The sequence below is a fragment of the Phyllobacterium sp. UNC302MFCol5.2 genome (genome assembly GCF_000686005.1).
GTDB classification, from domain to species: domain Bacteria; phylum Pseudomonadota; class Alphaproteobacteria; order Rhizobiales; family Rhizobiaceae; genus Phyllobacterium; species Phyllobacterium pellucidum.
Genome location: NZ_JMLL01000010.1, coordinates 1,672,957 through 1,698,640 on the forward strand (window position 1 = coordinate 1,672,957; position 25,684 = coordinate 1,698,640).

Here is a 25,684-nt window from a genome sequence, read left to right on the forward strand (position 1 = left end):
AGAATATCCACTGCTGTAACAGTTACGTACTTCCCACCAATGGCTGTTGCGAAGATCTTTTGGCGGTCGCCCAGGGGACTTTCAATAGTGGCGAAGGAGATACAATGATGACTTTCCTCAAAAAGGCATGCTTTGGCTGTATCGTTGCGCTTATTCCATTCGGCGCAAACGCGGAGTCTACCCAGATCGGAACACTGTCCTGCGACGTATCCAAGGGCATAGGGATGTTCGTCGTCGAAAAGCAGAAGCTGACCTGTACGTTCAAACAGGACAAGGGCGGCAGTGCCGACAATTACACCGGGTCCATTGACGAGTTCGGCGTGGCGCTTGGTGAAGTCGCGGCAGGGCACCTCATTTGGGGTGTCGTCGCAGCCACCAGCGGTCTTCCAGCGGGAGCGCTTGCGGGAACATATAGCGGCGTCGGCGCGAACGCCTCGGTCGGCCCCGGTGCTGGCGCCAATATTCTCGCCGGCGGAACCGGCCGGGCCTTTTCCCTGCAACCGATATCAGTTGAAGGGCAGGAGGGCATCAACTTTGCCGGAGGGGTAACGACCGTAACGCTGACGCCGGCGCAATAAGACTATTGCACTGGAAGCAAGCGGTCAGTTGCGTCGTTGATCCTGAGGGTATCGACGCAACTGCGCCATCTGGCCGTTCAGAGCTGATCGTTATAGGGCCGCTTGGTCTCGCCCACCATTCTGGCGAGATGTGAGAACGACCATGGCGTATCGGCGCCTGAATTGTTTGCCAGCTGCAAAAGGCGGATGGGGAAACACACGGCGTCGCGATTGGCTGGGGATAGGTGCTCGACTGCCCTGTCGTCGCCAACGGCGACGGCTTCGGCCCTCCGTAGGGCTGTGTCGATTTCGACTGCGGTCAACAGCCCTTTGGCAACGAGGGCCCGGTTGACCGCTGCGATGGCTAGGCAAAGTCCTTCCAGTTGAAGATTGGCCGTGTTCATCTTCATTCCTTTCCTGGCGCAACGGATGATGGCCCTACCATAGTAGCGCGGAATCCAGCCGCGCGTAACATGGGATCGCCGATCCCCGCTTCTCTGGAAAAACTGGGCTTGCTCGGACCGGATGGATTCGGATCTCTAACGAAGTCCTTCGATGTATCTGGCGTGGAACCGCATGTATCCGGTCTCTGTCTCCTTAAGATGTTCCTCGATCAGCGCATGGAACTCAGGCAGCCGGTGGAAGGGAACTCCCGGATAGGAATGATGCTCGGCGTGGTAGGGCATGTTCCAGGCGAGCTTGCGCACGAACCATGTCGTCGTGGTGGTCCGGCTGTTCTCGAGCATATTGGCGACGAAGGCGCAGCGCCCATGTTCGGCGAGGAGATAAAGCCGCAGGAATGGTTGCCCTATGATTGCCGGGATAATCCAGGCGAAGAGCAGCGCCGATGATTGGAACCAAAGCGAGAAGCCCGCGAGGCCGGCAGAGGCAAGGATCATGATCTGTGCCTCGCGTTTCACCTTGTCTTGTCCCTTGGGAGGGACATAGGGATCATCGCAGCGACCCGAGGCGTTTCGCAGAAGAGTCTTTACATGGCTCAACCATACAGGGAGTCCAGAAAGGTGGACGATATATTCCCGCAACGTTTCGGGCTTTGGCGTTGCAAGCTCGGGGTCGTTATCGGGATCTTGCGTATAGCGGTGATGGGCGAAGTGAAAATAGCGGAACCAGTCGGCCGGAAGCACGATCATGAAACCGCTTATGCGCGCGACGACATCGTTCAGACGCTGCGTCTTGAAGGGCGTGCGATGCACGGCCTCGTGCAGGAGCGTGAACAGGAAAACGATGAGGATCCCTTGCGGGAGCATGAGCAAAGGCCAGAAGGGAACGCGAGCGGCAATCAACAAGCCCAACAGGCCAATCGCGCCCCAATGCACGCCAAGCTGCACCAGGCCTGCTGTATCCGACTTGGCGGTCAGGCGATCGCGCTGCTCCTGGGTCAGCGAGGCAATGATGGTGCGGTGGTCCATGACAATCCTGTCCATTGGCATCAACGCGTTCATGTTACGCACGTACAGGGGAGTCTAACGCCCGTATTTCGGCATTGTCATGTCGCATTCGCATACAATATGAGCGGCTCATTGCTACGAATTCGGGAAGCCCAGCCAGGGTTCGAGCGCCTCGAACGTGCGGTCCATGGCGAAAGCCGGATTGACGGATAGCGAAATGTGTCCATATTCGATCGACATCTGCGCCTCCGCCTGCGCTTCAGTCCCGTGGGCGATTGCAGCAACGTAGAGTGCGGCAACGAGACCGCTGCGGTCGGCACCACCTTCACAATGAATGAGGATTGGCTTTTGCGCCTTCTTCAACATTGACAGGAGCGCCTTGGCTTCCTCCTGAGACAACTGCTTGCGCGATGACATCGGGAAATTCAGGTGGTTGATCCCGAGCCGGGCCGATTCGGCCACCTCCTTGTCGTACCAGCCCTGGCCATCATGCTCGCCGCGCAAATTGACGATGGTCTTGATGCCATAAGTTGCGTGATATGACACAAGCTGTGCCGGGTTGAGTTGCGCTGAACGGTAGAGTTCGCCGGGAATGGTCGTGTGGAAATTACCGTCGAGGCGCACGACGCCGTAGTAACCCGCGGCGGCGGCTGCGACAATGACGACCGCGGCGATGGTCGTCATGAGATGTTTCGCTGTGTTGCGTAGCAGGACGGAAGTCACGATTGAAAGCCCTTCGGGTCGATCGCGGAACGGGCCGACTGACGAGCCGGGTCCGTAGCGGACGTGAGGAGAGGAAACTCGATTGCGATGCGCAAGCCAGGGCGATTATCGAGCAGTTCGATTCTGGCGTGATGGAGATCGGCAATGGCCTTTACAAGGCTAAGCCCAAGACCGGTTCCGGGCGTCGTCCGGCTTTTGTCGAGGCGATAAAGACGCTGAAACACCCGCTCCCTTTCGCTCTCCGGTATTCCCGGTCCGTTATCCGCGATTTCAACCTTCACGCCGCTGCCGGTTTGACCAACGCCGATTTCAATTGCCGTGCCTCGCGGACAATGCCGGATGGCGTTTTCGAAGGTGTTGGCCAGGAGTTGGACCAGCAGTTCCTCGTCGCCGTCAACCAGCACCGGCTGATGGCTTTGACCGCGCAAGGTGAGTTCCTGGCCGTTATCGGCCGCAACCTCGGAGTAGATTTCGGCAATCGTTTCAACACAACGCTGGAGATCGAGGGGCCGAAAGCGCGCGCGACGCGCGCCGGCCTCAATCTGGGCGATGCGCAAAAGCGCGTCAAACGTTGCGTTGATCTGGTTGCTTTCTTCCTTGGCCTGAACGAGCTCCGCACTGCCATCGCCGCCTGACGCGGTCTTGTCGATTGCCTGGTCTATGGTGAGCGACAAACGATGCAGCGGGGTCTTGAGGTCATGCGCAATGTCGGAACTCACCTGCCGCATTCCTTCGACAAGGGCGGCAAGGCGGCCGAGCGCATCGTTCACTTGAGCCGATACCACATCGACATCGTCGCCATTGCCGACGAGGGGTATTCTGGCTTCGAGCTTACCCGAACCTATGTCGCGCATCGTCGTGGCGATGGACTCAAGCCGCCGCTGCACGCGGTAGGCCAACAATGCGCCGCCCGCAACGGCGAGAGCCAGAACGGCGATCGTTGCCCAGCCAAAACTGCTGCGAACGATCTCCTGATACTCGCGGCTTTCTTGAAAACTGCGTCCCACGACCAGCGGTTGTTCGTCAACAGCGCTGGAATAGACCCGGTAGTCCATACCGGGTGCAAGGCCTAATACCGTGCCGTCGACTGTTGACCAGCCGGAGGGAACGTCCGCCTGGGCAATGTTTCCCGACAGGCGCTGCCCCTCGCTGGATCGCAGCAGATAGACAGCATCATGGCCGGACGTAGAGTTGGCGTGACTGGCGACAGCCTCGACGAGATCCGTGACGTCATGGTCGCCATAGGCATCTGCGAGTACGGAATAGGTGTCCTGGATCGTGGCGTCCAGCCGGGCGGCGAGTTCGCTCTTGAGCAACTGATAGGTCACGAACCCCGCCACCAGAAAAGAACTGATGAACAGCGCCGCCACGATGAGGGCGAGCCGGAATGGAGTGCTCTTCAGAAGGTTAACGCGGCGCATGCAGGCTGTAGCCGGTGTTGCGGATCGTGTGAAGCAGCGGATAGGAAAAAGGCTTGTCGATCTTGGTGCGCAGCCGGCTGATATGTGTCTCGACGACGCTGGTCTTCGGGTCGAAATGGAAATCCCAGACGCGTTCGAGCAGCATGGTCGGGTCAGGATGCGGCCTTCATTGCGCGCAAGCACTTCGAGGAGCCGGTATTCCCGTGGCTGGAGGTCGATCACCTTGCCCGCGCGCTTGACCACCCGTCGCAGGAGGTCAAGTTCGAGATCATCCACGGCGATGACATTCCGCTCGGCTTGAAACGGTGGCCGGCGAGCGAGTGCATTGACACGCGCGGCAAGCTCGGAAAAGGCAAAGGGCTTGACGAGATAGTCGTCGCCGCCTGCTTCGAGCCCTTCCACGCGATCGTCAAGGCCGCCAACGGAGGTGAGAAAAATCACAGGCGTCTTCACGCCGGCGGCGCGCAGTGCCTTTACCAGCGAGAGGCCATCGAGCCCGGGGATCATTCTGTCGATGACAAGGACGTCGTAGCCTTCCCCCGTCGCGTGTGCGAGCGCCGTTCGCCCATCCGAGATCACTTCGGCAACATGCCCGGATTCGGTAAAGCCCCTGACGATGAATTCGAATGTTTGCCTGTCATCTTCGATGATCAAAATGCGCATGCTGGGTTTTCCGTTTCGCACCAACGCAAGTTTAGATCATCGTCTATGGATGTCATTGTCCGCATTTCCGATGGCGTCGCGAACACCATTAAGCCGGAAAGTTCACGCGGGTCTTGCCGCGCCCTTACGCTTTTGTAAAAAAGTGAAAAGCTGCGGTCCGTCTTTCGAGCTGATTTTCTTACGAATTTGTATGTTGGGGGCAAGGCGCGCGTATTGCCAGCTGGCTAGGAGTGAAGGCGAGGGAGGATCAAATGCCTCCTTCATGTTCTCACCCGAAAGGACCAGCCATGAACAAACGCCTTCCACTCTCGCTCGTCGCCGCATTTTTCGTTGCCGGACTTGCCGTATCGCCGGGCCATGCCCAGGCGCCGGTCCCTTGCGAAGACATGCTCAAGGACGTTCGCGCTAAAATGACGACTGCAAAACTCAGCGATGCCGACAAGGCAAAGGTGCAGGTTCTTGAAGCCAAGGGCGTCGAGCGCTGCAACGCTGACGACGACAAGCGGGCTGATGAATTCTTCACGCAGGCCCTCAAGGTCCTCGGCAACTAGAAATGGCGTGAGGAGTGATTGCCATGACAAATCTCACCAGCACCAACGGGAAGCAGAATTTCAACCGGGTTCCTGAGGTCACAATCGATTTCTGGCTGATCAAGCTCATGGCCGTCACAATGGGCGAGACGGCTGCCGATTACCTCGCCGTCAACCTCGGTCTCGGATTGATGGCGACATCGCTGATCATGACCGCTGTTCTCGCTGTCGCCCTCATCCTCCAGTTCATGCAGAAGCGATATGTTCCGTGGGCGTACTGGAGCGCGGTCGTGCTCATCAGCATCGTCGGAACGTTGATCACGGATAATCTCGTCGACAACTTCAAGGTCCCGCTGGAAGTGACCACCATCGTCTTTACTGCCGCGCTGATCGCAACTTTTGCGATCTGGTACGGGACCGAACGCACGCTTTCCATCCATTCGATCTTTACGACGCGGCGCGAGACATTCTATTGGCTTGCCATACTGTTCACCTTTGCCCTCGGAACCGCCGCAGGCGATCTGGTCGCAGAGAAATTCGAACTCGGCTTTGTGACGACCGGCGTCATATTCGGGGCGATCATCGCTCTGGTCGCCGTCAGCTACTATTTCCTCAACCTAGACGCCATCCTGTCCTTCTGGCTTGCCTGTATCTTCACCCGGCCGCTCGGTGCGTCATTGGGCGATTTCCTGTCCCAGCCGGTCGAATATGGCCGCTTGGGCTTCGGTACCGTTGTGACGAGCATCCTGTTCCTTGGCTGCATAATCGCGATCGTTATCTATATGAGTGTGGTTTACCAGCGCGACTACGGCCTTGATGAAGCGGAGCGTCGAACGTAGGGTACGCCGAAAGTCAGCATAAATATGAGCCGCTCATGTCGCATTCGCATACGACATGAGCGGCTCATGACTTGGGATCGGGTTGGTTGTCTTCAGCCTTGGCGACGCAGGAACGGCATGACCGAGGGACTTGCCTCATGCATCGCCGCCGCTGCGGTTTCGACCGCCGCTGCATCGTCCTGGTCGATGCCGGTCGCGACGACCGACACGCGGAATACGCCTTCGAGCGCGTCGTCAAACGTTGCGCCGAGAATGATGTTGGCTTCGTCATCGACTTCCTCGCGGATGCGCGAGGCTGCGACATCGACTTCGAAGAGGGTCATGTCGCGTCCGCCCGAGATCGAGACGAGGACGCCTTTCGCCCCCTTCATCGAGGCGACATCGAGCAGCGGATTGGCGATGGCAGCTTCCGCGGCGGTCTTTGCCCGTTCCTCGCCCGTTGCTTCGCCCGTGCCCATCATGGCGCGGCCCATATCGCGCATCACGGAACGCACATCGGCGAAATCAAGATTGATGAGGCCTTCGCGCACCATCAGGTCAGTGATGCAGGCGACGCCCGAATAAAGCACGCGGTCGGCCATGGCGAAAGCGTCAGCAAATGTGGTCGAGGCGTTCGCCACGCGGAAAAGGTTCTGGTTGGGGATGACGATGACCGTGTCGGCGCTGGCGCGAAGCTCCTTCATCCCCTCTTCGGCCATCCGCATGCGCCGTGTGCCCTCGAAGGTGAAGGGCTTGGTGACCACTGCAACCGTCAGGATGCCGGCAGCACGGGCTGCCCTGGCGATAACCGGCGCCGCACCGGTTCCCGTACCGCCGCCCATGCCGGCGGTCACGAAGCACATATGGGTGCCGGAAAGGTAGTCCATGATTTCGTCGATGCATTCCTCGGCGGCGGCGCGGCCGATCTCCGGGGCGGAGCCGGCGCCCAGTCCTTGCGTGACATGCGCACCGAGCTGGATCAGGCGCTCGGCCTTGGACATTGTCAGGGCTTGCGCGTCGGTATTGGCGACGATGAAGTCCGTTCCCTCAAGCTTCTCGCGGATCATGTTGTTGACCGCGTTACCACCACCTCCACCGACACCGAACACGGTGATGTTGGGTTTCATCTCGGAAATTTCCGGCTTTCTGAGGTTGATGGACATCCTGGTTCCTTCGTGTGCTGATCTGCCCGCCGCACATTCAATTGCGGCTTTGAATTCCGGCAGGGCGGCGAATCAAAAAATCATGCTCCGGAACATGTGCAAAGAATCAGACACGGCGATTCGGCGCAACCCCGATGCACGTCTTATCGGGGTCGCGCGGAGCGCTTCAGCGCGAAAACGGTAGGATTGCGCGCAGGCGCGGATCACGCAGGTAAAGCCCGCCCCAAAGAATGAGGCCGAGATAGACCCCGAAGAGCAGGTGGCTGAACAACGGGTTACCAACCCGAACCTGCGTCGCAATTGCGCCGCCCATGTAGCCGGTGAGCAGGATCGCGCCGAAAACGGAGGTTTGCGGAACGGCGTAAAGTATCGTGCAAATCAGGCCGAGGATGCCGAGGCCGCGGGCAAAGCCAACACTTGTCGGAAGCCCGAGTTCGGCGCAGGTCTGGATGACGATATCGAGCGGAATGAGCTTGATGCCACTGTCGAAGAGCATAAAGAGGATGATCAGACCGCTCATGACGCGGCCGGCCCAGACGGCCGTGTTCGATACGGGAGCGGCTTCTACAATCGTTTGCATGTGGCTTTTGCCTCGCAGGTTGGTGTTCCCGCCAAGGACGTTCACCAGGGCAAGCCTCCGACAGCGCAGCAAAAATTTTGTGCGGCTATTTCGCGGTTGGAGTAATTCGCCAGATCGTATTGCCGACATCATCTGCCACAAGCAGTGCTCCGGCCTTGTCGACCGCAACGCCCACGGGCCTCCCCATTGCCTTATCCTCTGCATTGATGAAGCCGGTCAGCACATCCTTCGGCGGTCCCTGAGGCTTTCCGTCCTTGAACGGCACGAAGATCACCTTGTAGCCGCTGCGCGGCTTGCGGTTCCACGAGCCGTGCTGTCCAATGAAGGCACCGTTCCTGTACTCGGGTCCGAGCAACGACGCGGTGTAGAAAGTCAGGCCCAGCGATGCCGTATGGGCGCCAAGCGCATAATCCGGCTTGATCGCCTTGCTCACAAGATCCGGATTTTGCGGCTTAACGCGGGTATCGACATGCTGGCCGAAATAACTGTAGGGCCAGCCGTAGAAAGCGCCATCCTTGACCGAGGTCATGTAGTCCGGCACGAGATCGTTGCCGAGCTCGTCGCGTTCATTGACGACGACCCACAGCCTGCCGTCATCGGGATTCCAGGAAAGGCCGTTGGGATTGCGCAGTCCGGACGCAAAGAGCCGGCTCTGCCTGCTGGCGAGATCGATTTCGAACACCGCCGCCCGATTTTGCTCTGCCGGGATGCCGTTCTCGCCGACATTGCTGTTCGAGCCGACGGTGGCATAAAGCTTCTTGCCGTCGGGGCTCGCAATAACATCCTTGGTCCAATGATGGTTGATCGGCCCGCCTGGCAGATCGACGATCTTTTCCGGTTCGGCCTTGATCGTGGTTTCACCGTCCTTGTAAGGAAAAGCGACGATCGCATCGGTGTTGGCAATGTAAAGCTTGCCGCCTGAAAGCGTCATGCCGAAGGGCGAATTCAAGCCTTCAAGGAAATTCTCCCTGGTATCGGCCACACCGTCGTGGTTGGTATCGCGCAAGACGATGATACGGTTCGGTGTTTCGACGCCCGCTCCGGCCCGCTTCATGAAAAAGCCCATGATCCACTTCTTGATGCTGAACCCTTCATCATGGGCCGGAGGCGCGTTGGTCTCGGCAACGAGCACATCGCCATTCGGAAGAACGTGAAGCCAGCGTGGATGGTCGAGGCCGCTGGCAAAAGCGCCGACCTTCAACCCCGAAGCGGCCTGGGGTGCAGTCCCTTGCGGCCAGGGATCGGTCTTTGCAACATTGATCGTCGGAACGAGTGCAGTATCGGGTTCCGGTAATACGGGATCAGGCCCATAGCCCACGGCGTAATTTGCGCTCGTCTGGGCAAGCGCTCCAGCGCTCGCGACCATCGCCGCCATAAAAATTCCAGAGAGTAGCTGCCGTGATTGCTTCATGTTCTTTCCCTGCCACAAGAGCGCTGCCGCGCGAGCGAACCTAGCACAGTAACGCGGAACAAGCGTTTCGGTTCGGTGAGGGAACCGATCACCAATTCGTGGCATTTACTCACAACTTCACCCGAAGGCGCGGAGGTAAAAGCAATGGCCCAGACTGCTCGATCCAATAAGGGCAAGCAAACGGCGGAACGGCAGCGGGCGATCCAGAAAAGGGCCGATACGAAGGCCAAAAAATCCGGCTCGGGGCAAGAAAAAAAGATACCTCAGACGGGAGCGCGCGCCTACCCGGTCCCGCCGTTTCCAAAACAGCATCTGTCAAAACCGGGAACGGAGTCCATGCTCAAACCGGAGCCGATGTACGACGCGCCCTATTATCTCGGTTCACGCAAGCTCGAAGGAAAGGCAGCCCTGATTAGCGGCGGCGATTCAGGAATCGGGCGGGCCGTTGCTGTGTTGTTTGCGCGCGAGGGCGCAGATGTAGCCATCATTCATGTCGATGAGCCCACCGACGCCGAAAAGACCAAGGCGCTGGTTGAGAAGGAAGGCGGGAAATGCCTGGTGATGGCCGGCGACGTGCGAGACCGGAAATTCTGCAAGGATGCGGTCGAGCAAACCGTGAAAGCATTCGGTGCGCTCGACGTTCTGGTCAACAATGCAGCGTTTCAACTCCACACCGACGCGCTCGACGAACTCACGGAGGAGCACTTCGACGAGACGATCCGCACCAACCTCTACGGCTATTTCTTCCTGGCGCAAGCTGCGGCCCCCAAGATGAAGCCGGGTTCGGCGATCGTGAATACCGGCTCGGTGACCGGGATCAGAGGCAGCAAGAACCTCCTCGATTACTCGATGACCAAGGGCGGTATTCACGCCTTTACGCGGGCCCTTTCGGGCAATTTGCTGTCCAAGGGCATCAGGGTGAACGCGGTGGCGCCGGGCCCGGTGTGGACGCCGCTCAATCCTGCCGATAAGGAAGCGGCTGACGTTTCGAAATTCGGAAGCGACACGCCGATGATGCGGCCGGCCCAACCCGAGGAAATTGCCCCCGCCTATGTCTTTCTCGCCTCGCCTCAATGTTCAAGTTATATCACCGGCGAGATCCTGCCGATCATAGGCGGCTACTGAGATCGGCCATTGCTGGTGCGGATCTCGAGAATCTGAACCGCATCGGGAAGCTCGATCAGGTAATCCTTGTCGCGTGGAAGATGGTGAATGCTGTTCGGATCGCTGCCGGTGAACCGTGACATCGCTTCAATGCTTTCCCAATAGGAAATCGTCATGAATTCGGTTTCTTGCTCGCGATCCTCGCGCAGTGTCTGCACCCACAGCGCCTTTTCGATTAGCGGTCTGATCCCTTCCTCGAAATTATAGGCCTCGTACTCATCGGCAATGTGCGGCAGCGTGCGGCCACGCCAGATACGCGCAATCGTCGCCTTTTCCATGATTGAACCCTCTCAGTCTCGCCCGAATTCCTTGCGAAGCTCGCCCTTGGCTTGCTCCAGAATGTGCTTTTGCGCCTCGGGGAGATTCTTGCCGGCGCGGTTGATATAAAAGGTCAGCATCGACATGGCAGAACGGTAGGGGCTCGATTTCCTGCGATCCGATTGTTCCGCCGATTGCTTTAGCGAATGCGCAATCTTGCGCGGGTCCTTCTGTTCGAAAACATTCGCTTCAAGATCCAGCGCATCGCTATGCTCTGTGACGTCTTGCGACCATTTCTTCTTGGCTGTCCTGGCCATTGCAGTACTCCTGACTGTTGCGCTGGAGATTCAACCGGAGATGGCAGGATTGGTTCCCAATGCCGTGGAACCACGCAATTCTTTCACGCGTTACGGCGCCATGGACAGATACATCACCGAGGGTGAGACGCCGGACGCACACTCGTTATCTGAGTTAAAGGCGGAAGCCGACCACTGCCGGCGCTGCGATCTCTACAAGTATGCGACCCAGACTGTCTTCGGGGAAGGTCCCTCGCGTGCCAAGATCGTGCTTGTTGGCGAACAGCCCGGCGACAAGGAGGATCTGGCCGGTAGGCCCTTCGTCGGGCCAGCAGGTCTGGTTCTCGATCAGTGCCTTGAGGAAGCGGCGGTCGATCGCGATCAATGCTACGTCACCAATGCCGTCAAACATTTCAAATTCGAGCAACGCGGCAAGCGTCGCCTGCATGCCAAGCCTAACGGCGGGGAGATCGAGGCCTGCTCCTGGTGGCTCAGAAATGAATTGCGGCTGATCCATCCGAAAATAGTGGTCGCGCTCGGCGGCACCGCGGCATCGGCACTACTCGGCAGTTCGGTGCGTGTCATGCGTGATCGCGGCAAGGTCGTTGAAACGACGATGTTTCCGCCGGTGCTTGTAACCATCCATCCGTCCTATATCCTGCGAATTCGCGATCGGGCCGATGCTGCGGCCGAGAAAAAGGCGTTCATCAAGGACCTCTCGGCAATCAAGGCGCTTGCTACCTGATGCAACTATCTGTTCCGGTCAGGCGGGATTCGGGTTAGTTGTATTCCCGTGCCGTGATTGATTCAGGTGAGCATGGATTCTTCGAAGCGAGCAGACGCAATTCTCGACAATCTTCTGTCGCTGCAGACGGAAAGCCTCGCCTTGGTCGCCGTTTATGACGAAGACGATGTGCTGCGCTACGCAAACAAGAGTTTTCGCGCCGCCTATCACCTTACCCCTGACGAGCAGTTGAGCTGGGGCGAAATCATGCGGCGCAACTTCCTCGCCGGCGTCGGGACCGTCTTGAAGACGGCCGACTTCGAAGAGTGGTTGCGCTCGACCCAGTCACGCCGTGGCAAGACTGCGTTCCGCTCGTTCGAAACGGATCTCGCCGACGGTCGATGGCTGTGGATGACCGAGACAGTGCAATCGAATGGCTGGATGCTGTGTATCGCCAGCGACATTACCCCACTGCGCGCCGACGACCGCTGGCTTCGGCAGGATCGTGATCTGGCGTTGCGCGCCTCGCAAACCGACGAACTCACCGGGATCGCCAACCGGCGCTTCATAATGACAAGGCTTGAGGCGCTTGCGGGCAAGACACCGGCGCCTGGTATTGATATCGGCTGTATCGCCGTGCTCGATATCGATTATTTCAAATCGATCAACGACCGCTACGGCCATCAGTCGGGCGACGTGGTCCTGCTCGATTTTGCCCGGCATGGGCACTCGTTCGTCAGGCGACTTGATTGTTTCGGCCGGATCGGAGGCGAAGAGTTCATGTTCATTCTGCCGGATACCAATATTGAAAATGGCCTGGCGATCCTGGAACGGGTCTTCAGCAAGATTCGCACCTCGAGGCCGCTTCCGTCATATCCGGAGGTTTCCTATACGTGCTCGGCAGGTATGACGGCATTGAAGCCGGGCGACACTGCCCAGGATGCATTCGCGCGGGCCGACAAGGGGCTATATCAGGCCAAGCTTGACGGGCGGGACCGTATCGTCGCCATCTGAGGGTGGCAGTTCTACCGCTCGTCAGGAGATCCGAAAATGGCAGCCGTCGCCCAAGCCCGCTCCAACCTGTCGAGCGTTTCGAACGCTATCTCCATCCGCCGCATGTTCTCAGGGTCGCCAGCCACCAGCTGGTGATATTTTTCGGTGATTTCCGTCAGGTCGGCGCACAGATCCTGCGCCTTTTGTGTCAGGCGCACTCGGATCGTGCGGCGATCGCGCGGCAACGGAATGCGCTCGACATAGCCACACTCGCCGAGCTGCTTCAGGTAATAGGAAAGGTTGGTGCCGCCATAGGGCCCGCGATCCATGAGCTGGCCTACGGAAAGTTCGTCATTCCCGATCGTCAGGAGCAGCATCGCATGGGCAGGACCGATTTCGCGCACGCCGAGGCGGGACATCTCGGCCTGCAGGAATGTGGCGAAGCGGCGATTGGCCCGCTCCAGCGTACGGCCCAATTCGAAGTGGGTGAATGCGGAAGAGGACGAAGGCGTGCGTTTGCGTCGTGGTGCGTCTACCGCGTCAACGCTGTCCTCGCCTTCCTTGGCCGGGTCGGCTTCGACGAGATTGTGCAGCAAATGCGAGATCATTAGGTGCTCCTGAAATCAGTGTACCAGGCGGTGGAAAACGGTAATTCGCATGTGCGAAGGGGGAAATTACGCGGGGTAGGTTAACAGAAAAGAGCGAGGACTAGAAGGCATAAATAGTACTAAAGGATTAGTTGATGTGGAAACGGTCCTCTGCGACGCTCCTCATGGGAGGAATAAAAATAGTTGGCAAACTGGTTGAACGTTCTGCGGGAGAAGAACGAATTGGCCACGGTGTTGGGAAAGAAAATTCCCAAGATGCTCGCGCACGAATCACTTTCGCTCGAACAGATGTCGGAACTCTACAAGTTCCTTGAAAGCCATGCGCACAGCATGGAGGAAATCCGGTCGGAGATGGAAGGCGAAGACCTGCCCGAATCCTATTACCAGGTGGCTGAAGACCTCGATCTCATCTTCACCGACCTCGCGGCGTCGGCTGCGGAGCGGCTGCGCGACATGCGTGCTGGTCCGACAGGCCCTTGCACCGGTTGACGATCGATGCTGGACTGGGCCGTCATCGGGTCTTGCAGGACTGAACAATGAAGCATTCGGATATCAGGACGACATCGCTGCCTTCTGGCGAGAAGGTACCTGTTCTCGGCCAGGGCACCTGGTTCATGGGCGAGGATAGGCGCCAGGCGCAAAGAGAGGTGGAGGCGCTTCGCCTCGGTATCGATCTTGGCATGACGCTGATCGACACTGCGGAAATGTATGGCGATGGCGGCGCGGAGGAAATCGTTGGCGAGGCGATCGCCGGACGGCGCGACGAGGTATTCATCGTCAGCAAGGTGCTGCCGTCCAATGCTTCGCGCAAGGGAACGATTGCCGCTTGCGAGCGTAGCCTGAAGCGGCTGAAATGCGAGACGATCGATCTTTATCTCCTGCACTGGCGCGGCGGATACAAGCTGCACGACACAGTCGCAGCCTTCGAGGAACTGATTGAGACGGGCAAGATTCGCGCGTGGGGCGTCAGCAATTTCGACACGGACGACATGGAAGAACTCTTCGATGTTTCCGGCGGAAGCGCCGTTGCCGCCGATCAGGTGCTTTACAATCTGACGCGGCGCGGCATCGAATTCGACCTTCTGCCATTCTGCCAAAACCGAACGATCCCGGTCATGGCCTATTCCCCCATCGAGCAGGGCCGCATGTTGGGGCATCCTGCGCTTGCCAAGATTGCCAAGGCGTATGAGACGACGCCGGCGGTCGTGGCGCTTGCATTTGTCATCAATCAGGAAGGCGTTATCGCCATTCCGAAGTCCAGCACGCCGCAACACATCCGCGATAACCGCAAGGCTCTGGACCTCAAGCTCTCGGCAGAGCACCTCGCAGTTCTGGACAGCGCATTCCCGCCGCCGCAGCGCAAACAGCGGCTTGCCATGCTCTAAATCTCTCCCGATACGTCGCGGCGTTGCCGGTCGAGTTCTTCGCTGTATCGACGCAGCAAGTGGCTTTCGGTCAGGAGACCGATGACGCGCCGCTCGACGAGATCGTTGACGACAGCAAGCGCTTCGCTCTCCGTCTTGTCGAAAATCGCTGCCGCCTGCTTGGCGTTCATCTGCGGCTGCAAATATTCGTTGCGGTATTTGATGAGACCGGCAATCGGCAGGTCCTCGTCGGCGTTCTCGGTCAGGCCCGCATGCGCCTCGGGCACGAGGACCATGCCGGCATATTTGCCGGTGTCATCGACGATGATCACCCGCTGCGTCGAACCCAATGGAAAGTCACGGCAGAATGCGCGGATGGTCTGCTCGATTGGCGCCGTGCGAACATCGGATCGCATGAGCTTGTTGACCGTGAGGTTGCGAATCCAGCCGACGTCATGGGCGCTGCGAATGCTCTCACCGCGCAGGTGGAAACGCCAGGTCGCGAAGGAGTAGCCGAACGTATGGCGTACCGTCAGCGACGCTGCGGTCACCGCGGCGAGAACGAGGACCGTTATTGGAAAGTCGCCGGTGATCTCGAGGGCGAGGAACGTCATCGTCAGGGGGCCGCCAATAACCGAGACGGCAAGCGCACTCATTCCGACGACCGCGTAGATCACCGGCGTCAGCGTCGCGTGCGCAAAAATATAGGGCGCCGAATAAGCAAAGAGCTTGCCGAGCAAGGCTCCCATGAACAGCGAGCCGAAGAAAAGCCCGCCTCTGAAACCCGATCCGATGGAGATCGCGGAAGCCAGCGATTTGAGCAACAGCAGGCCGACCAATGCGGCAATCGTCGTGGTCGTGTCGAGATTGAGGTGCAGGGCGCCATGTCCGCCCGACAGCACCTGCGGTGTGACGAGGGCGAGGAGGCCGACGATGGCGCCGCCGAGGAGGGGCCTGAGCGCTGGTGGAATGAAGCTCTTGCGTGCCATTTCCTCGACGAAAGAGACGCCCTTCATCAGGAGAATGCCGGCGAGTGCGCAAAAGATGCCGAGCAACATGGCTGGCAGGTAGTCTGCCGGTACGACCGCGCCGAAATGGCCGATGTCGATGACAAAATTGTCACCCGACAGGGCTCTGGCAACGACATTGGCGATCAGCGCCGACACAATCACGGGCGCAAGGCTGAGGATGGTATAGGAGCCGATAATCAATTCGAAGGCGTAGAACGAGCCGGTGAGCGGCGCATTAAATGCTGCCGCAATCGCTCCCGCCGCCCCGCAGCCGACAAGGATGCGCAGATCCGACCGGCGCAGCTTGAGCGAAAGGCCGATCTTCGACGCAAGTCCTGAGGCAAGCTGTGTGTAGCCGGCTTCGAGCCCCACCGATGCACCGAAGCCGTTCGAGATCAAATTCTGTGCAGCAACGATCAGGCTGTCATTGAGCGACAGCCTGCCGCCATGCAGCGCATTCGCCTCGATGGGGTCGACCATGGGCCGCTTGCGGTAGCGGGTGAGAACGAGCAGCACGAGGCCCATGAGAGCGCCGCCGAAAATCGGCGCGATGAACAAAGTGGTCGTATTGGTCGTGACGATCGTCGAAAGGCGCTCGCCGGCCTCGAGACCAAAAATCATCTGGTGCATACCTTGGGCGATCATGCTCATGGCCGTGACCGTCCAACCAGAAACAACACCGACGACAGCGGCTGCAAGGACGAGGCCAAGTTCGGTGCTGCGTGCGAAGGCCCGCAGCCGGCTCGGGGCAAGGAAAATCGAGAACACGCCCAATCGGCGCAGTGCCAGCTTGCGATAAAGTGGACGTAATCCCATGAGCGGACCGTGTTGGCGTGAACCTCCCGAAGGCGGGAGAGCGTGCGAATGTGCGCGTTGCGAAGCGGGTTATACATCCATTGTGTCAATGAGTTGGCACAAAACGCCGGGAATTGGTAGCGCTCAACCTTTGGTGATGCGATTCATGCAATGAGAGCCGGCCGCCTTGTAGCAGCCGGCTCAACGGATATTCGCTATTTGGGTTTAGTTGCCTTAAGCCCGGGCGAAGAGGCGCGCCGCCGGTTCCCGATGCGAGAGATTGGGTCGCAATGCTTGCCGGGCACCCTCGAAGGCATTCCAGTCGGCAATGTCGGGCAAGGCCGGAATTGTGACGAGTTCGCCCTGGTCGAGGCCGGCCAAGGACGCATCGACCATGTCGGCCGCGGTCATGACAATGGCACTCGGCAGGTTTTCAACCGGCCGGCCGGCGTTCGCCCAGAACTCCGTGCTCGTGGCGCCGGGCAACACGGCCTGGATACGGATGCCCTTGTCGTTGAGTTCGTGATGCAGGGACTGGCTGAAGGCGAGCACGAAAGCCTTGGTCGCGCCGTAAACGCCGTTGAGCGCTTCCGGCGCAATGGCGACGATCGAGGCGATATTGATAATCGTGCCGCTGCCGCGTGCGACGAATTTTGGCGCTGCGGCCTCCGTCAGCCGTGTCAATGCAACCACATTGAGCTTGATCATCGCGTCCATTTCAGCCGGATCGGATTCGAGCAGTGGTGCCGTTGCGCCGACGCCCGCATTGTTGACGAGCATGGTTATGCTCGCATCGCTGGCAAGAATGGCCCCGACCTTCGCAATTCCGCTGTCGTCGCCAAGATCGGCGGCAACCACTTCGATGCTCCGCCCCGTTTCGGTGGTCAGGCGCGAAGCAAGGCTTGTCATCCTGTCGCGATTGCGCGCCACGAGAATGAGGTCATAGCCGCGGCGTGCAAGCCTGTCCGCATATACCGCGCCGATGCCCGATGATGCGCCAGTGATCAGCGCCGTGCCCTTGTCTGATTGAATGGTCATGTCATGGTTCCTTCCATGTCTGGGTGACTGGAGGAAGAATACAACTGAACGGCCACGGCCTAAATGTCATATAAGCCACGTTTTAGGACACCGCTGTTAGGTGACAGAATTAGCAGGTGTCGGCCCTTTCTTTGTTCCGGCCAGAACGTTGGCGACCACGGCGGCAAAAACGATCGAGCCACCGATAACCGTGCTTTTGCTCGGAGCCTCGTTAAATACGAGCCAGATCCAGAAAGGTGCGAGAGGCGCATCGAGCGAGCCGATAAGGGCGGTTTCTATGGGTGGAAGCCATTTTGCGCCAAGCGTGAAGCAGGCTAGCCCAACGGCGGAAACGAGGATGCCGAACATGGCGATGAGGAGGAGGTCGTGTGCGGAGACCGACAGGGGATTGCCAAGCGGCCAGCAGATGAGCGAGCTCAGGAGGGCCGACACGCAGGCGGCGGGCATGACCGAGATTTCAGGAGACCGGCGCACGATGACCATCAGCACGCCCATGCAGAGGGTCATGCCGAATGCCAGCAGATCGCCGAACAGGCTGCCCTCCGTCCCGAGCCCGACCATGATGATGACGCCACCCATCGCGGCGATGCTCGCGACGATCGCGCGCAGGGTCGAGCGCTCGCCCATGGCCAGCCAGGCAACGACGGCGGCGACGAAAGGGATTGTCGCATAGATGACCGCGACATGCGCCACGGTCGTCTCCTTGAGCGCGGTTATGAAAAACACCATGCCCAGCGACGAGACCGCTACGAAAAGCCAGCCGGGACGACCCATATGGCGGAAGCTCTTCCAGGCGATCCCACCTTCAAAAAGCATCATGGCAACGGCAATGCCGATCGAGCCGAAAATACCCCGCCAGGCAAGGATCGTCCAGCTGTCGAGCGGGATCGCGCGCGTGAACAACCCGGCAAGGCTCCAGGCCACTGCGGATGCAGTAACCAGGATCAATCCCAGTCGATATTCCGCTACCCTGTTCACACACGCCCCGGTTGTCTTTTGCCCTTGCGCGTACTAGTGGCGCGTTCGCACAAAATGACAAGATATATTGGAAGCCCGTCCACGGTCTCCTGACAGAGCGGCCCGGACGAGCGTCGGGCTGGTCTTGATTGGAGCGCACTCCTCCCGCATAAATGCGGGCAAGCAGTCCAGGGAGAGGATGCCATTCCACTCCGTCAATCCGAAACATCCAGGAAATCGATCATGTCAAATGCCATCGTCCCAACCTCCGGCGTCCTTCTCGGACGAGCCAAAATTCCTGGCTACGACCACCCCCGGATCGTCACAATCAGAGATGGCATTGTTTATGACATCACCGACAAGGCTGGCCCGACCGTGCGCGACATATGCGAGATGGCCGAACCCGCAAGCTATGTTACCGGCGTGGAAGGTACCAGGATCGGCGCCGTCGATGCCGTCCTTGCCAATAGCTGGTCCGGCACGTTCGATCCGGCCCACCCGGCATTGCTGTCACCCATCGATCTGCAGGCGGTCAAGGCGTCCGGTGTGACGTTTGTCGCCTCGCTGCTTGAGCGTGTTATCGAAGAGCAGGCGAAGGGCGACAAGACCAGGGCGGATTCGCTGCGCGAAGAGGTACTCGGCCTTATTGGCGCGGATCTGTCGCAAATCGTGCCGGGCTCGCCCGCTGCGATGCAGGTGAAGGAGGCGCTGATTGCACGCGGCGTCTGGAGCCAGTATCTCGAGGTCGGCATCGGGCCGGATGCGGAGATTTTCACCAAGGGGCAGCCCATGTCGACGGTCGGCTTCGGTGCGGACGTCGGCCTCCATCCAATCTCAAGCTGGAACAACCCCGAGCCGGAGATCGTGCTCGTGGTTGCCAGCAGCGGCCAGATCGTCGGTGCGACGCTTGGCAATGACGTGAACCTGCGCGATGTCGAAGGTCGCTCAGCGCTGCTTCTCGGCAAGGCCAAGGACAACAATGCGTCCGGCTCCGTCGGACCTTTCGTCCGGCTCTTCAATGGCGAGTTCACACTCGAAACCGTCAAAGCCGCCGAACTCAGCATGCGGGTCGAGGGCGAGGATGGCTTCGTGCTCGACGGGCATTCCAACATGGCGAAGATTTCGCGCAAGCCAGAATCGCTGGTTGAGGCGACGATCGGTCGGCACCATCAGTATCCGGATGGCCTCGTCCTCTTCCTCGGCACCATGTTCGCTCCGGTCAAGGACCGCGACGGCCCGGGCAAGGGCTTCACCCATAAGCTCGGCGATATCGTCTCGATATCCACGCCTTCGCTTGGGACATTGTCCAACCGGGTGCGGCTCTCGACCGAATGTGCGCCGTGGACCTATGGGGCAAGCCATCTGCTGCGCGATCTCGCCAGGGCGGAACTTCTCTAGCGCTAGGTCCAGAAGTATCGGACGAAGTGAAAGAAGACCGGCGCGGCGAAGACGAGACTGTCCGCGCGGTCGAGCATGCCGCCATGGCCCTCGATCATGTGGCCCCAATCCTTGACGCCGCGATCCCGCTTGATCGCGGAGGCGACGAGCCCGCCGAAGAAGCCCATGATGCAGGCAAGAGCAGCCATCAGCCCGGCCTGGACCGGCGTGAACGGGGTCAGCCAGTAGAGCGCCGCGCCAAGCAGCGAAGCGCTGGCTATGCCGCCGATGAGCCCTTCCCAGGTCTTGGAAGGCGAAACCTTCGGCGCGACCTTGTGCCGGCCGAAGAGCTTGCCGAACACATATTGCAGGACATCGCTGCCTTGCACGGTGGCTATAAGGAAGGCGATGAGCAGCAATCCCTTGCCGGCAAAGCCGGGGATCGCCAGCGTGAGCAGCGCCGGAACATGGCTGATGCAATAGACCGATAGCATAATGCCCCATTGCTGTTCGCTGACACGTTCTAGAAAGCGCGCGGTGTCGCCCGAAATTGCCGTCAGGGCAGGCATGGCGAGGAAGCAGTAGACCGGCACGAAGATTGCAAACAGGCCGTACCACTCGATCCACAGCAGATAATATTGAACGGGGATGATCACGAGGAACATGCCGATTAGGATCCAGTGATCCCCGCGCCGCGTGTGGGTGAGCGTCACATATTCGCGCAAGGCAGCGAAGGACACGAAGGCAAACAGGAGGATGACACCGCCCTTGCCGAATAAGAAGGCGACGGAGATCGCGCCAACCATGATCCACCACGCCTTGATGCGCGAGTTGAGATTGGCGAGGGCGTCCGGCAGCACGTCACCTTTCCGCCGGCTTTTCCAGGACAGGGCGGTGGCAATGGCGCTTGCGCCAGTGAGGACGGCAAGAAGGCCGAGAAACAGCCAGGCTGCTTCAACCATGATCGAGAGCCCTCTGCTGTTCGGGACTAAGCGCCAGAAGCGCATCGCGGGCGCGCGCCAGGAAGGCGTGGCGATCCTCCTCTGGCTCCAATTGAACCGGCGTGCCGAAAACGACGCGGCACAATAGAGGGACCGGTAGAAACGCGCCCTTGGGGAGCACGCGGGACATATTCTCGATCCAGCATGGGACAAGCTCAACGTCGGGGCGAGCCAGGGCAAGATTGTAGATACCTGAGCGGAAGCGCAGCAACGGTTCCTCGGTCATGTTGCGCGTACCTTCGGGAAAGATGATCAGGGAGTGTCCATCGGCGAGGGCATCCAGCATGATGACCATCGGATCTTCGGCCCGCTCCACCCAATTGCGCTCGACCAGCACCGTATTGAGAAGATCGCGGGCAAGGATGTGGCGGACGCGGTTCTTGCGCCAATAGTCTGCGCCCGCGACGGCGCGCGTCCGCGCACGCTCCTTCGGCGGGAGGCACGTCGAAAGCAGAATGAAATCGCCGTGGCTGGCATGGTTGGCGAAATAGATGCGCTGCCGCCCCGAGGGTGCGCAGCCCTGCCAGATGGGCCGCACGCCGGTAATTGCGCGCGACAGGCCGGCAAGGACCATGGCGGCGGTGCGCCGCGTGACATGCTTACCGAACGTCTCCCCAGGTTTATCCACGCTTATGCCGTCCACAAACCATAGGCCGTTGCGGAAGCAAAGAGGGCAAGGAAGACCGCGAAAGCCAGATGAAGGCGCATCAGCAGGCGGTTGGTGCCGGCAATGCGAGCGTTGAGCGGACGGGTGGTTTTTGGGCATTTGCGCAGGCGCATGCGCTCGAGCAGCTTGTCGGCGGCACGACAGCCCGCCGTTTCGTCTTCATGCGAGGCAATGAAATGGAAAAGCGCCGCATCGAAGCGCAGATAGATGGCAAGGAACAGCGTCGTCAGACCACCAACTATCAGGAGTGGCCATAGCCAACTGAAAAGCTTGCCCCCGGCGTCTCCCGCAACGGAAGATGCCACCAATAGAATGCAGGTCAAAAACCCATATGTATGGGCCCTGCGCGTCAAACGGGCCGCGAAGGTCTCCGCGTCTTCATCCATGACGTTCCCCTGTTTCTTCCGTCACGATCATATCGTCGCTCAGGTGTATTGGCCTGCCCCCTGTCTTTATAAGGTGTATCGCCTGTTCTGCGGCAACAGCGTGCCCATGGCGCAAAAGCCAGGTCGCCACTGCCGCTGCGCTGCGCTGAAAGCCGAGCGCGCAACAGACGAGCACGGGACCTCTCATCTGCGCATTTTCGATGGCTTCCGAAGCTTTTTCAAGATCGTCGGGCGGTACCGGGACGAGATCGAGCGCCGGGAAAGTTCGCCAGGCAATTTCGACGCCGGACGGTCTTGCAAGTTCGCTGGTCAAATCGATCACACTGGCAAAAGCCGGAAGCTCGGCACGCTTCGGCAGACGGCCGAGGTGGATGTTGTCAAGAATCCGCACGGAGGAAGGCAGCTTGCGGGTCCATAGGTAGATGTTGATTTTTACGCCAAGCCGATAGGGTGCAAGCAGCCACAGGCTGGCCAGCGATACTGTTCCATTTTGGCGTTTCTGGAAGACTCCGGGCCCTGCGCCAAGATAGGCGAGGGCGACAATGCCGAACGCCAGAGCCGGCCAAAGCAAGATGAGGTAAATGATCGATCTCGCTGCTTCGACTACAACAAGGAGAAGAAGCGCCAAACTGGCGGCGGCATAGTAGCTGCCGATACGCTTATGCTTGCCATTCGGACTGAGAACAAAATCCCCCAGCGGCGACCGCTCCCCGGCGTGAAATAGCCACAAGGCAAAGAATCCGAGGAGTGCGCCGGTTGGTATGTCAATGAAATGGTGCTGGTAGGTCGTGAGCACGGAAACTCCGATCAGCAGGCACCACAGGTGCCATAGCCAGAGTATCGCGCCTGCGAGCCGGTGGCGCCAGTGTTCCCAGATGATGATGAGCAAGGCAATGTGCAGGGACGGCGCCTGGTTGAATGGCTTGTCGAAACCCCCGAGCAAATCGAAGAGGAAGCCCGGCGCTCCGCTCGTCAAAGGCTTTGCGAAAGTAAAGGTCAGGGGAAAGGCGACGAAGCAGGCAACGGCGATCATCTGCGCCGTGAGATAGCGCCTTGCCAGGCGGTCCACCTCTGATGGGGTGTCATTGAGGAACAGGGACAGGCCGTAAAAGGCGTTGATCGACCAATAGGGAAAAATCGTCCAGGCGAGGAACGGAATTTCCTGTTCCCAGCTGAAGGTTATGTGCGCAACGTGCAGCCGTTGCGCGGCGAGCCAGTTGGCGGTGCCATAGGTGAGATAGAAGAAGGGTGCGAGAAAGGCGAGCCATAGGATGGCGCGCTTGGCCACCGGCCCTTCAAGACGCCATTTGCCAATCGGTGAAACGCTAGCCGCCTTCATTTACGCTCGGCGACCGACACTGTGAAAATGCCCCAGCGGTCGATACGCTGCTCGATCTTCTTGAACCCTGCGGCAGCGACCAACTGGTCCATTTCGGCCTGTGTGCGCCGGCGCATGATCCAGGCTTCGCCGCCGCGGTGCGATGTCAGCGCGCGTGCGATCATTTCGAGCTGCGGATGCCAGGGCTGGTTGGTGTAGATCAAAAGGCTGCCGGGTTGCATCGCCCGGGCGAGGCCATCGAGCGAGCGGCGGATTATGCCATTGTCGGAAAATAGTTCGTAAAGCCCGGAGACAATCGCAAGATCCGGGGAGGGCACAGTCGCCGCAAGCATGTCGCCATCGAAGGCATCAGCCTGATGGAAGTTCGCGATCGACTGGAGACCGCGCTCGGCTATCAACTTGTTCCCCGCATCTACATTGATGGGCGAATAATCCTGGAGCCGGACACTGTCTGGTTTTACGCCAGATCGCGCGATGGCGTCGAGGATATAGCGACCGTGGCCGGCAGCAATGTCGAGGACATTCGTTGTTCTTCCGCTCGCGGCGAGCCTGGCGAGGCACATTTCGATCAGCTCTTCGAGGTGCAGCTTTCGCTGGCGAATGCCGCGCCAGCCGATGGCTTCAAGGAACTGTTTGTCGATCAGCCTCCCGCCCGGGCCGATCCCGCGCGGTTGGTTCCGGTAGACATAGTCGAGCGTCGAACCGGAGTCGAAGCCGGTCTTTACCCCCGTGCGAATGCCTTCGGAGATGAGGGCGGCGCAGCGCAGGGAGGTTCTGTACGAGGTCCAGTATAGGCCCTTGGCCGAAAGCATATCGTGTGGTGACGAAAGCCGGTCCGCCTCGTCGCGTGTGTAACCACTGGCATCGGCGTTGGTGACGTCGAGTTCGGCTGGGGCCTTAGCCTTAGCAAAGCGCTCGGTTAAGAAGCGGCGCATATGGGCGATGGGAATGGACCTCTCCCTTTCGCCGAGTGTGTCGTGAAAGAAGCCTTTCAGAACATGCCGTTCCTTCAGGGGATGCGCCAGATTTTCGTAGAAGCGGTGTTGCGGCGCATGGCGAACGACCCAGTCGCTCCCCGAGATCAGGAGCTGCGTCGGCACGATGATCGCGCGGGCGTCGGCGACGACCCGCTCCGCGGTATCGTAAAGGTCGAGCAATATATTGGAAGCGATGGGGCGGGTGATCAGCGGGTCGTTTTCAAACGAGGCGATGCGCTCGGGATCGTGGGTGAGGAACTTGGCCTTGACGTAGGAATTGACGAAGAACTGGCCTTTCAGCTTTTGCCAGAGCGAGATGCCTTGCCGGGCAAAGGGAACGTAGAGTTTTACGCTGAAGGCCGGCGACGCAAGAACGAGTGCGCGGATGGGCGGCGCATAGTCATGGACCCAGCTTGCCGCGAGAACTGCTCCAACCGATTGGGCGACGACCGCGATATCTTCCATGGCAAAACCGTCCCGGGCAATGATGTGCCGAACGAAACTGTCGAGATCGCGTACCGAAGCTGCGAACGATGGAGAAAAGCCGCGCGTTCCAGGAGAACGGCCGTGGCCGCGGGCATCCCAGGCATAGAATGCAAAATCATCGAGACCAAGCTCGCCGACAAGGTGGGCGACACGCCCGCCATGCTCATGGCCGCGATGCAAAAGAACGATTGCGCCTCTGGCCGTCCCGCTGTGCGCCGGCCATTTGCGATAGAAGAGTTCCGTTCCGTCATGCGTGCGAAAGAAATGCTCTTCGGCTGCGCCGGGCGCAGTGCTGCCGTTGGCGTTCTCGGTCGTCGCTTCGTGTTCCGCCAACGAGATCATTCAGGATGCCGCCGTTTCCGCGCGCCGCAAGCCTGCGCGAACGCGATTGATCATGGTGTAGACCGAAAGGAGCGCCATAAGAGGAAAGATCCAGCCGAACCAGTAAGGGAGCATGATACCGCTGCCGATGAGGGCCGCGATGACGCCGAGTGCCAGGGCACGGTCGCTCTTGCCAAAGGGTCCGTCATAGCCGCGGCCCCCGCCGGTCATCACGCCGAGGACGCCGGCATATTCGGTCAGCATCGCAGCTATAGCAAAGGTGACGACACCGGGCGGCGCAAATGGCCCGACCAGCATGAAGGGCAGGATGAGCGCCACGTCCGAGACGACGTCGCCGAGTTCGTTAAGATAGGCACCGAGTTTCGAAGCCTGCCTGAACTCGCGGGCCATCATGCCGTCGATCGCGTTAAGCGCCATGCGCACGAAAAGGACGACGGGCAGCAGCCAGAAGACGACGAAGATGTCGTAGAATAGTGCCACCACCGCTCCCGCAAGGACCGAAAGCACGGCTGCCGCGAGGGTGACCTGATTGGCGGTGACACCGCGCGCGACCAGGCGACCGACGAGCGGCCGCAGCAGGTTCTGGAAGGCTGGCTTCAGGGAATAGAGCGTTGGCATCGGCGGGAT

The 25,684-nt window shown here is 59.5% G+C and carries 27 protein-coding genes and 2 pseudogenes; 9 read left to right on the top strand and 20 right to left on the bottom strand.

Features of this window, described 5'->3' with window-relative positions; translation table 11 throughout:
• Nucleotides 1–107 precede the first annotated feature (107 nt).
• Nucleotides 108–578 carry a DUF992 domain-containing protein gene (locus tag BR48_RS24250; protein WP_036814146.1) on the top strand — a complete coding sequence of 157 codons (471 nt, stop codon included), beginning with the start codon at nt 108–110 and terminating at the stop codon, nt 576–578.
• 77 nt (nt 579–655) lie between these two features.
• Here the strand turns inward: BR48_RS24250 and BR48_RS0110130 are convergent, their stop codons facing one another.
• From BR48_RS0110130 to BR48_RS25815, 5 genes and pseudogenes are all read right to left on the bottom strand, one after another.
• Nucleotides 656–961, bottom strand: a complete 306-nt coding sequence (locus BR48_RS0110130; RefSeq protein ID WP_027231201.1) for a hypothetical protein — start codon at nt 959–961, stop codon at nt 656–658.
• Nucleotides 962–1,096: 135 nt separating this feature from the next.
• Complete coding sequence (locus BR48_RS0110135) at nt 1,097–1,987, bottom strand: fatty acid desaturase family protein (RefSeq protein ID WP_027231202.1); 891 nt, start codon at nt 1,985–1,987, stop codon at nt 1,097–1,099.
• A 114-nt stretch (nt 1,988–2,101) separates the two neighbouring features.
• Nucleotides 2,102–2,650, bottom strand: coding sequence for a dual specificity protein phosphatase family protein (locus tag BR48_RS24255; protein ID WP_051614734.1), 549 nt, complete (start codon nt 2,648–2,650; stop codon nt 2,102–2,104).
• Nucleotides 2,651–2,685: 35 nt separating this feature from the next.
• Entirely contained in the window at nt 2,686–4,110 is a 1,425-nt protein-coding gene (locus BR48_RS24260) for an ATP-binding protein (RefSeq protein WP_051614864.1), read from the bottom strand.
• Nucleotides 4,097–4,773, bottom strand: a pseudogene (locus BR48_RS25815) (response regulator transcription factor). The gene BR48_RS24260 and the pseudogene BR48_RS25815 overlap by 14 nt, the downstream one beginning before the upstream one ends.
• A gap of 287 nt (nt 4,774–5,060) precedes the next feature.
• On the opposite strand from BR48_RS25815, the gene BR48_RS0110150 reads away from it, so the two are divergent.
• Both BR48_RS0110150 and BR48_RS0110155 read left to right on the top strand, forming a co-directional pair.
• A complete protein-coding gene (locus tag BR48_RS0110150; RefSeq protein WP_027231203.1) occupies nt 5,061–5,324 on the top strand; it encodes a hypothetical protein in 264 nt (87 codons plus the stop codon).
• Between the two features lie 23 nt (nt 5,325–5,347).
• Complete coding sequence (locus tag BR48_RS0110155) at nt 5,348–6,142, top strand: membrane protein (RefSeq protein WP_027231204.1); 795 nt, start codon at nt 5,348–5,350, stop codon at nt 6,140–6,142.
• 155 nt (nt 6,143–6,297) lie between these two features.
• Here BR48_RS0110155 and ftsZ read toward each other — a convergent pair.
• The 3 genes and pseudogenes from ftsZ to BR48_RS0110170 form a co-directional block, all read right to left on the bottom strand.
• A pseudogene (gene ftsZ / locus BR48_RS24265) lies at nt 6,298–7,284 on the bottom strand (cell division protein FtsZ); the annotation flags it as partial.
• Nucleotides 7,285–7,450: 166 nt separating this feature from the next.
• Nucleotides 7,451–7,864 (bottom strand): DoxX family protein, encoded by a 414-nt coding sequence (locus tag BR48_RS0110165; protein WP_027231205.1) that lies wholly within the window; start codon nt 7,862–7,864, stop codon nt 7,451–7,453.
• 85 nt (nt 7,865–7,949) lie between these two features.
• Nucleotides 7,950–9,230 (bottom strand): sorbosone dehydrogenase family protein, encoded by a 1,281-nt coding sequence (locus BR48_RS0110170; RefSeq protein WP_228019356.1) that lies wholly within the window; start codon nt 9,228–9,230, stop codon nt 7,950–7,952.
• Between the two features lie 189 nt (nt 9,231–9,419).
• Here BR48_RS0110170 and BR48_RS0110175 point away from each other — a divergent pair, with 189 nt between their 5' ends.
• Nucleotides 9,420–10,400, top strand: coding sequence for an SDR family oxidoreductase (locus BR48_RS0110175; RefSeq protein ID WP_027231207.1), 981 nt, complete (start codon nt 9,420–9,422; stop codon nt 10,398–10,400).
• Here BR48_RS0110175 and BR48_RS0110180 read toward each other — a convergent pair.
• Together BR48_RS0110180 and BR48_RS0110185 are read right to left on the bottom strand one after the other, a co-directional pair.
• A complete protein-coding gene (locus BR48_RS0110180) occupies nt 10,394–10,720 on the bottom strand; it encodes a hypothetical protein (protein WP_027231208.1) in 327 nt (108 codons plus the stop codon). The genes BR48_RS0110175 and BR48_RS0110180 overlap by 7 nt on opposite strands.
• Nucleotides 10,721–10,729: 9 nt before the next feature.
• A complete protein-coding gene (locus BR48_RS0110185) occupies nt 10,730–11,014 on the bottom strand; it encodes a DUF3175 domain-containing protein (protein WP_027231209.1) in 285 nt (94 codons plus the stop codon).
• Between the two features lie 40 nt (nt 11,015–11,054).
• Between BR48_RS0110185 and BR48_RS0110190 the strand changes: the two genes are divergently transcribed.
• Nucleotides 11,055–11,738 carry a UdgX family uracil-DNA binding protein gene (locus tag BR48_RS0110190; protein ID WP_081815812.1) on the top strand — a complete coding sequence of 228 codons (684 nt, stop codon included), beginning with the start codon at nt 11,055–11,057 and terminating at the stop codon, nt 11,736–11,738.
• A 72-nt stretch (nt 11,739–11,810) separates the two neighbouring features.
• On the top strand, nt 11,811–12,731 hold the full coding sequence (locus BR48_RS0110195; RefSeq protein WP_036813652.1) for a sensor domain-containing diguanylate cyclase: 921 nt from the start codon (nt 11,811–11,813) through the stop codon (nt 12,729–12,731).
• A gap of 11 nt (nt 12,732–12,742) precedes the next feature.
• On the opposite strand, the gene BR48_RS0110200 is transcribed toward BR48_RS0110195, so the two are convergent.
• Nucleotides 12,743–13,318 (bottom strand): winged helix DNA-binding protein, encoded by a 576-nt coding sequence (locus BR48_RS0110200; protein WP_027231212.1) that lies wholly within the window; start codon nt 13,316–13,318, stop codon nt 12,743–12,745.
• Between the two features lie 183 nt (nt 13,319–13,501).
• Here BR48_RS0110200 and BR48_RS0110205 point away from each other — a divergent pair, with 183 nt between their 5' ends.
• Both BR48_RS0110205 and BR48_RS0110210 read left to right on the top strand, forming a co-directional pair.
• Complete coding sequence (locus BR48_RS0110205) at nt 13,502–13,807, top strand: hypothetical protein (protein WP_091948001.1); 306 nt, start codon at nt 13,502–13,504, stop codon at nt 13,805–13,807.
• A gap of 47 nt (nt 13,808–13,854) precedes the next feature.
• Nucleotides 13,855–14,703, top strand: a complete 849-nt coding sequence (locus BR48_RS0110210; RefSeq protein WP_027231214.1) for an aldo/keto reductase — start codon at nt 13,855–13,857, stop codon at nt 14,701–14,703.
• On the opposite strand, the gene BR48_RS0110215 is transcribed toward BR48_RS0110210, so the two are convergent.
• The 3 genes from BR48_RS0110215 to BR48_RS0110225 all read right to left on the bottom strand — a co-directional run bounded on the left by BR48_RS0110215 (nt 14,700) and on the right by BR48_RS0110225 (nt 18,503).
• A complete protein-coding gene (locus tag BR48_RS0110215) occupies nt 14,700–16,508 on the bottom strand; it encodes a chloride channel protein (RefSeq protein ID WP_036813655.1) in 1,809 nt (602 codons plus the stop codon). The two genes, BR48_RS0110210 and BR48_RS0110215, sit on opposite strands and share 4 nt — an antisense overlap.
• Nucleotides 16,509–16,721: 213 nt before the next feature.
• Entirely contained in the window at nt 16,722–17,525 is an 804-nt protein-coding gene (locus tag BR48_RS0110220) for an SDR family oxidoreductase (protein ID WP_027231216.1), read from the bottom strand.
• 96 nt (nt 17,526–17,621) lie between these two features.
• Nucleotides 17,622–18,503, bottom strand: a complete 882-nt coding sequence (locus BR48_RS0110225) for a DMT family transporter (RefSeq protein ID WP_027231217.1) — start codon at nt 18,501–18,503, stop codon at nt 17,622–17,624.
• 222 nt (nt 18,504–18,725) lie between these two features.
• Between BR48_RS0110225 and BR48_RS0110230 the strand changes: the two genes are divergently transcribed.
• Nucleotides 18,726–19,880, top strand: a complete 1,155-nt coding sequence (locus BR48_RS0110230) for a fumarylacetoacetate hydrolase family protein (RefSeq protein WP_027231218.1) — start codon at nt 18,726–18,728, stop codon at nt 19,878–19,880.
• 2 nt (nt 19,881–19,882) lie between these two features.
• On the opposite strand, the gene BR48_RS0110235 is transcribed toward BR48_RS0110230, so the two are convergent.
• The 6 genes from BR48_RS0110235 to BR48_RS0110260 are packed head-to-tail and all read right to left on the bottom strand — an operon-like array spanning nt 19,883 to nt 25,675.
• Nucleotides 19,883–20,821, bottom strand: coding sequence for a phosphatidate cytidylyltransferase (locus tag BR48_RS0110235; RefSeq protein ID WP_027231219.1), 939 nt, complete (start codon nt 20,819–20,821; stop codon nt 19,883–19,885).
• On the bottom strand, nt 20,814–21,434 hold the full coding sequence (locus BR48_RS0110240) for a lysophospholipid acyltransferase family protein (RefSeq protein ID WP_036813659.1): 621 nt from the start codon (nt 21,432–21,434) through the stop codon (nt 20,814–20,816). The genes BR48_RS0110235 and BR48_RS0110240 overlap by 8 nt, the downstream gene beginning before the upstream one ends.
• A 56-nt stretch (nt 21,435–21,490) precedes the next feature.
• On the bottom strand, nt 21,491–21,913 hold the full coding sequence (locus BR48_RS0110245) for a hypothetical protein (RefSeq protein WP_027231221.1): 423 nt from the start codon (nt 21,911–21,913) through the stop codon (nt 21,491–21,493).
• Nucleotides 21,906–23,252 (bottom strand): phosphatase PAP2 family protein, encoded by a 1,347-nt coding sequence (locus BR48_RS0110250; protein ID WP_051614738.1) that lies wholly within the window; start codon nt 23,250–23,252, stop codon nt 21,906–21,908. The genes BR48_RS0110245 and BR48_RS0110250 overlap by 8 nt, the downstream gene beginning before the upstream one ends.
• A complete protein-coding gene (locus tag BR48_RS24270) occupies nt 23,249–25,057 on the bottom strand; it encodes a bifunctional alpha/beta hydrolase/class I SAM-dependent methyltransferase (RefSeq protein WP_081815813.1) in 1,809 nt (602 codons plus the stop codon). Before BR48_RS24270 ends, BR48_RS0110250 begins: the two co-directional genes overlap by 4 nt.
• The gene (locus BR48_RS0110260) at nt 25,058–25,675 is read right to left on the bottom strand and encodes a CDP-alcohol phosphatidyltransferase family protein (RefSeq protein WP_027231223.1); all 618 of its coding nucleotides are present in this window, start codon (nt 25,673–25,675) and stop codon (nt 25,058–25,060) included.
• Nucleotides 25,676–25,684 lie beyond the last annotated feature (9 nt).

Excerpts from the sequence above, each read along its gene's own strand:
- BR48_RS0110190 (WP_081815812.1), top strand. The coding sequence starts at position 11,055 with ATGGCAGGATTGGTTCCCAATGCCGTGGAACCACGCAATTCTTTCACG.
- BR48_RS0110175 (WP_027231207.1), top strand. The coding sequence starts at position 9,420 with ATGGCCCAGACTGCTCGATCCAATAAGGGCAAGCAAACGGCGGAACGG.
- BR48_RS0110155 (WP_027231204.1), top strand. The coding sequence starts at position 5,348 with ATGACAAATCTCACCAGCACCAACGGGAAGCAGAATTTCAACCGGGTT.
- BR48_RS0110240 (WP_036813659.1), bottom strand. The coding sequence starts at position 21,434 with ATGGTCCTTGCCGGCCTGTCGCGCGCAATTACCGGCGTGCGGCCCATC.
- BR48_RS0110165 (WP_027231205.1), bottom strand. The coding sequence starts at position 7,864 with ATGCAAACGATTGTAGAAGCCGCTCCCGTATCGAACACGGCCGTCTGG.
- BR48_RS24250 (WP_036814146.1), top strand. The coding sequence starts at position 108 with ATGACTTTCCTCAAAAAGGCATGCTTTGGCTGTATCGTTGCGCTTATT.
- BR48_RS24260 (WP_051614864.1), bottom strand. The coding sequence starts at position 4,110 with ATGCGCCGCGTTAACCTTCTGAAGAGCACTCCATTCCGGCTCGCCCTC.
- BR48_RS0110170 (WP_228019356.1), bottom strand. The coding sequence starts at position 9,230 with ATGGTCGCGAGCGCTGGAGCGCTTGCCCAGACGAGCGCAAATTACGCC.
- BR48_RS0110250 (WP_051614738.1), bottom strand. The coding sequence starts at position 23,252 with ATGAAGGCGGCTAGCGTTTCACCGATTGGCAAATGGCGTCTTGAAGGG.
- BR48_RS0110150 (WP_027231203.1), top strand. The coding sequence starts at position 5,061 with ATGAACAAACGCCTTCCACTCTCGCTCGTCGCCGCATTTTTCGTTGCC.
- BR48_RS0110230 (WP_027231218.1), top strand. The coding sequence starts at position 18,726 with ATGTCAAATGCCATCGTCCCAACCTCCGGCGTCCTTCTCGGACGAGCC.
- BR48_RS0110220 (WP_027231216.1), bottom strand. The coding sequence starts at position 17,525 with ATGACCATTCAATCAGACAAGGGCACGGCGCTGATCACTGGCGCATCA.
- BR48_RS0110130 (WP_027231201.1), bottom strand. The coding sequence starts at position 961 with ATGAACACGGCCAATCTTCAACTGGAAGGACTTTGCCTAGCCATCGCA.
- BR48_RS0110210 (WP_027231214.1), top strand. The coding sequence starts at position 13,855 with ATGAAGCATTCGGATATCAGGACGACATCGCTGCCTTCTGGCGAGAAG.
- BR48_RS0110235 (WP_027231219.1), bottom strand. The coding sequence starts at position 20,821 with ATGGTTGAAGCAGCCTGGCTGTTTCTCGGCCTTCTTGCCGTCCTCACT.
- BR48_RS0110260 (WP_027231223.1), bottom strand. The coding sequence starts at position 25,675 with ATGCCAACGCTCTATTCCCTGAAGCCAGCCTTCCAGAACCTGCTGCGG.
- BR48_RS0110200 (WP_027231212.1), bottom strand. The coding sequence starts at position 13,318 with ATGATCTCGCATTTGCTGCACAATCTCGTCGAAGCCGACCCGGCCAAG.
- BR48_RS24255 (WP_051614734.1), bottom strand. The coding sequence starts at position 2,650 with ATGACGACCATCGCCGCGGTCGTCATTGTCGCAGCCGCCGCCGCGGGT.
- BR48_RS0110245 (WP_027231221.1), bottom strand. The coding sequence starts at position 21,913 with ATGGATGAAGACGCGGAGACCTTCGCGGCCCGTTTGACGCGCAGGGCC.
- BR48_RS24270 (WP_081815813.1), bottom strand. The coding sequence starts at position 25,057 with ATGATCTCGTTGGCGGAACACGAAGCGACGACCGAGAACGCCAACGGC.
- BR48_RS0110195 (WP_036813652.1), top strand. The coding sequence starts at position 11,811 with ATGGATTCTTCGAAGCGAGCAGACGCAATTCTCGACAATCTTCTGTCG.
- BR48_RS0110215 (WP_036813655.1), bottom strand. The coding sequence starts at position 16,508 with ATGGGATTACGTCCACTTTATCGCAAGCTGGCACTGCGCCGATTGGGC.
- BR48_RS0110185 (WP_027231209.1), bottom strand. The coding sequence starts at position 11,014 with ATGGCCAGGACAGCCAAGAAGAAATGGTCGCAAGACGTCACAGAGCAT.
- BR48_RS0110135 (WP_027231202.1), bottom strand. The coding sequence starts at position 1,987 with ATGGACCACCGCACCATCATTGCCTCGCTGACCCAGGAGCAGCGCGAT.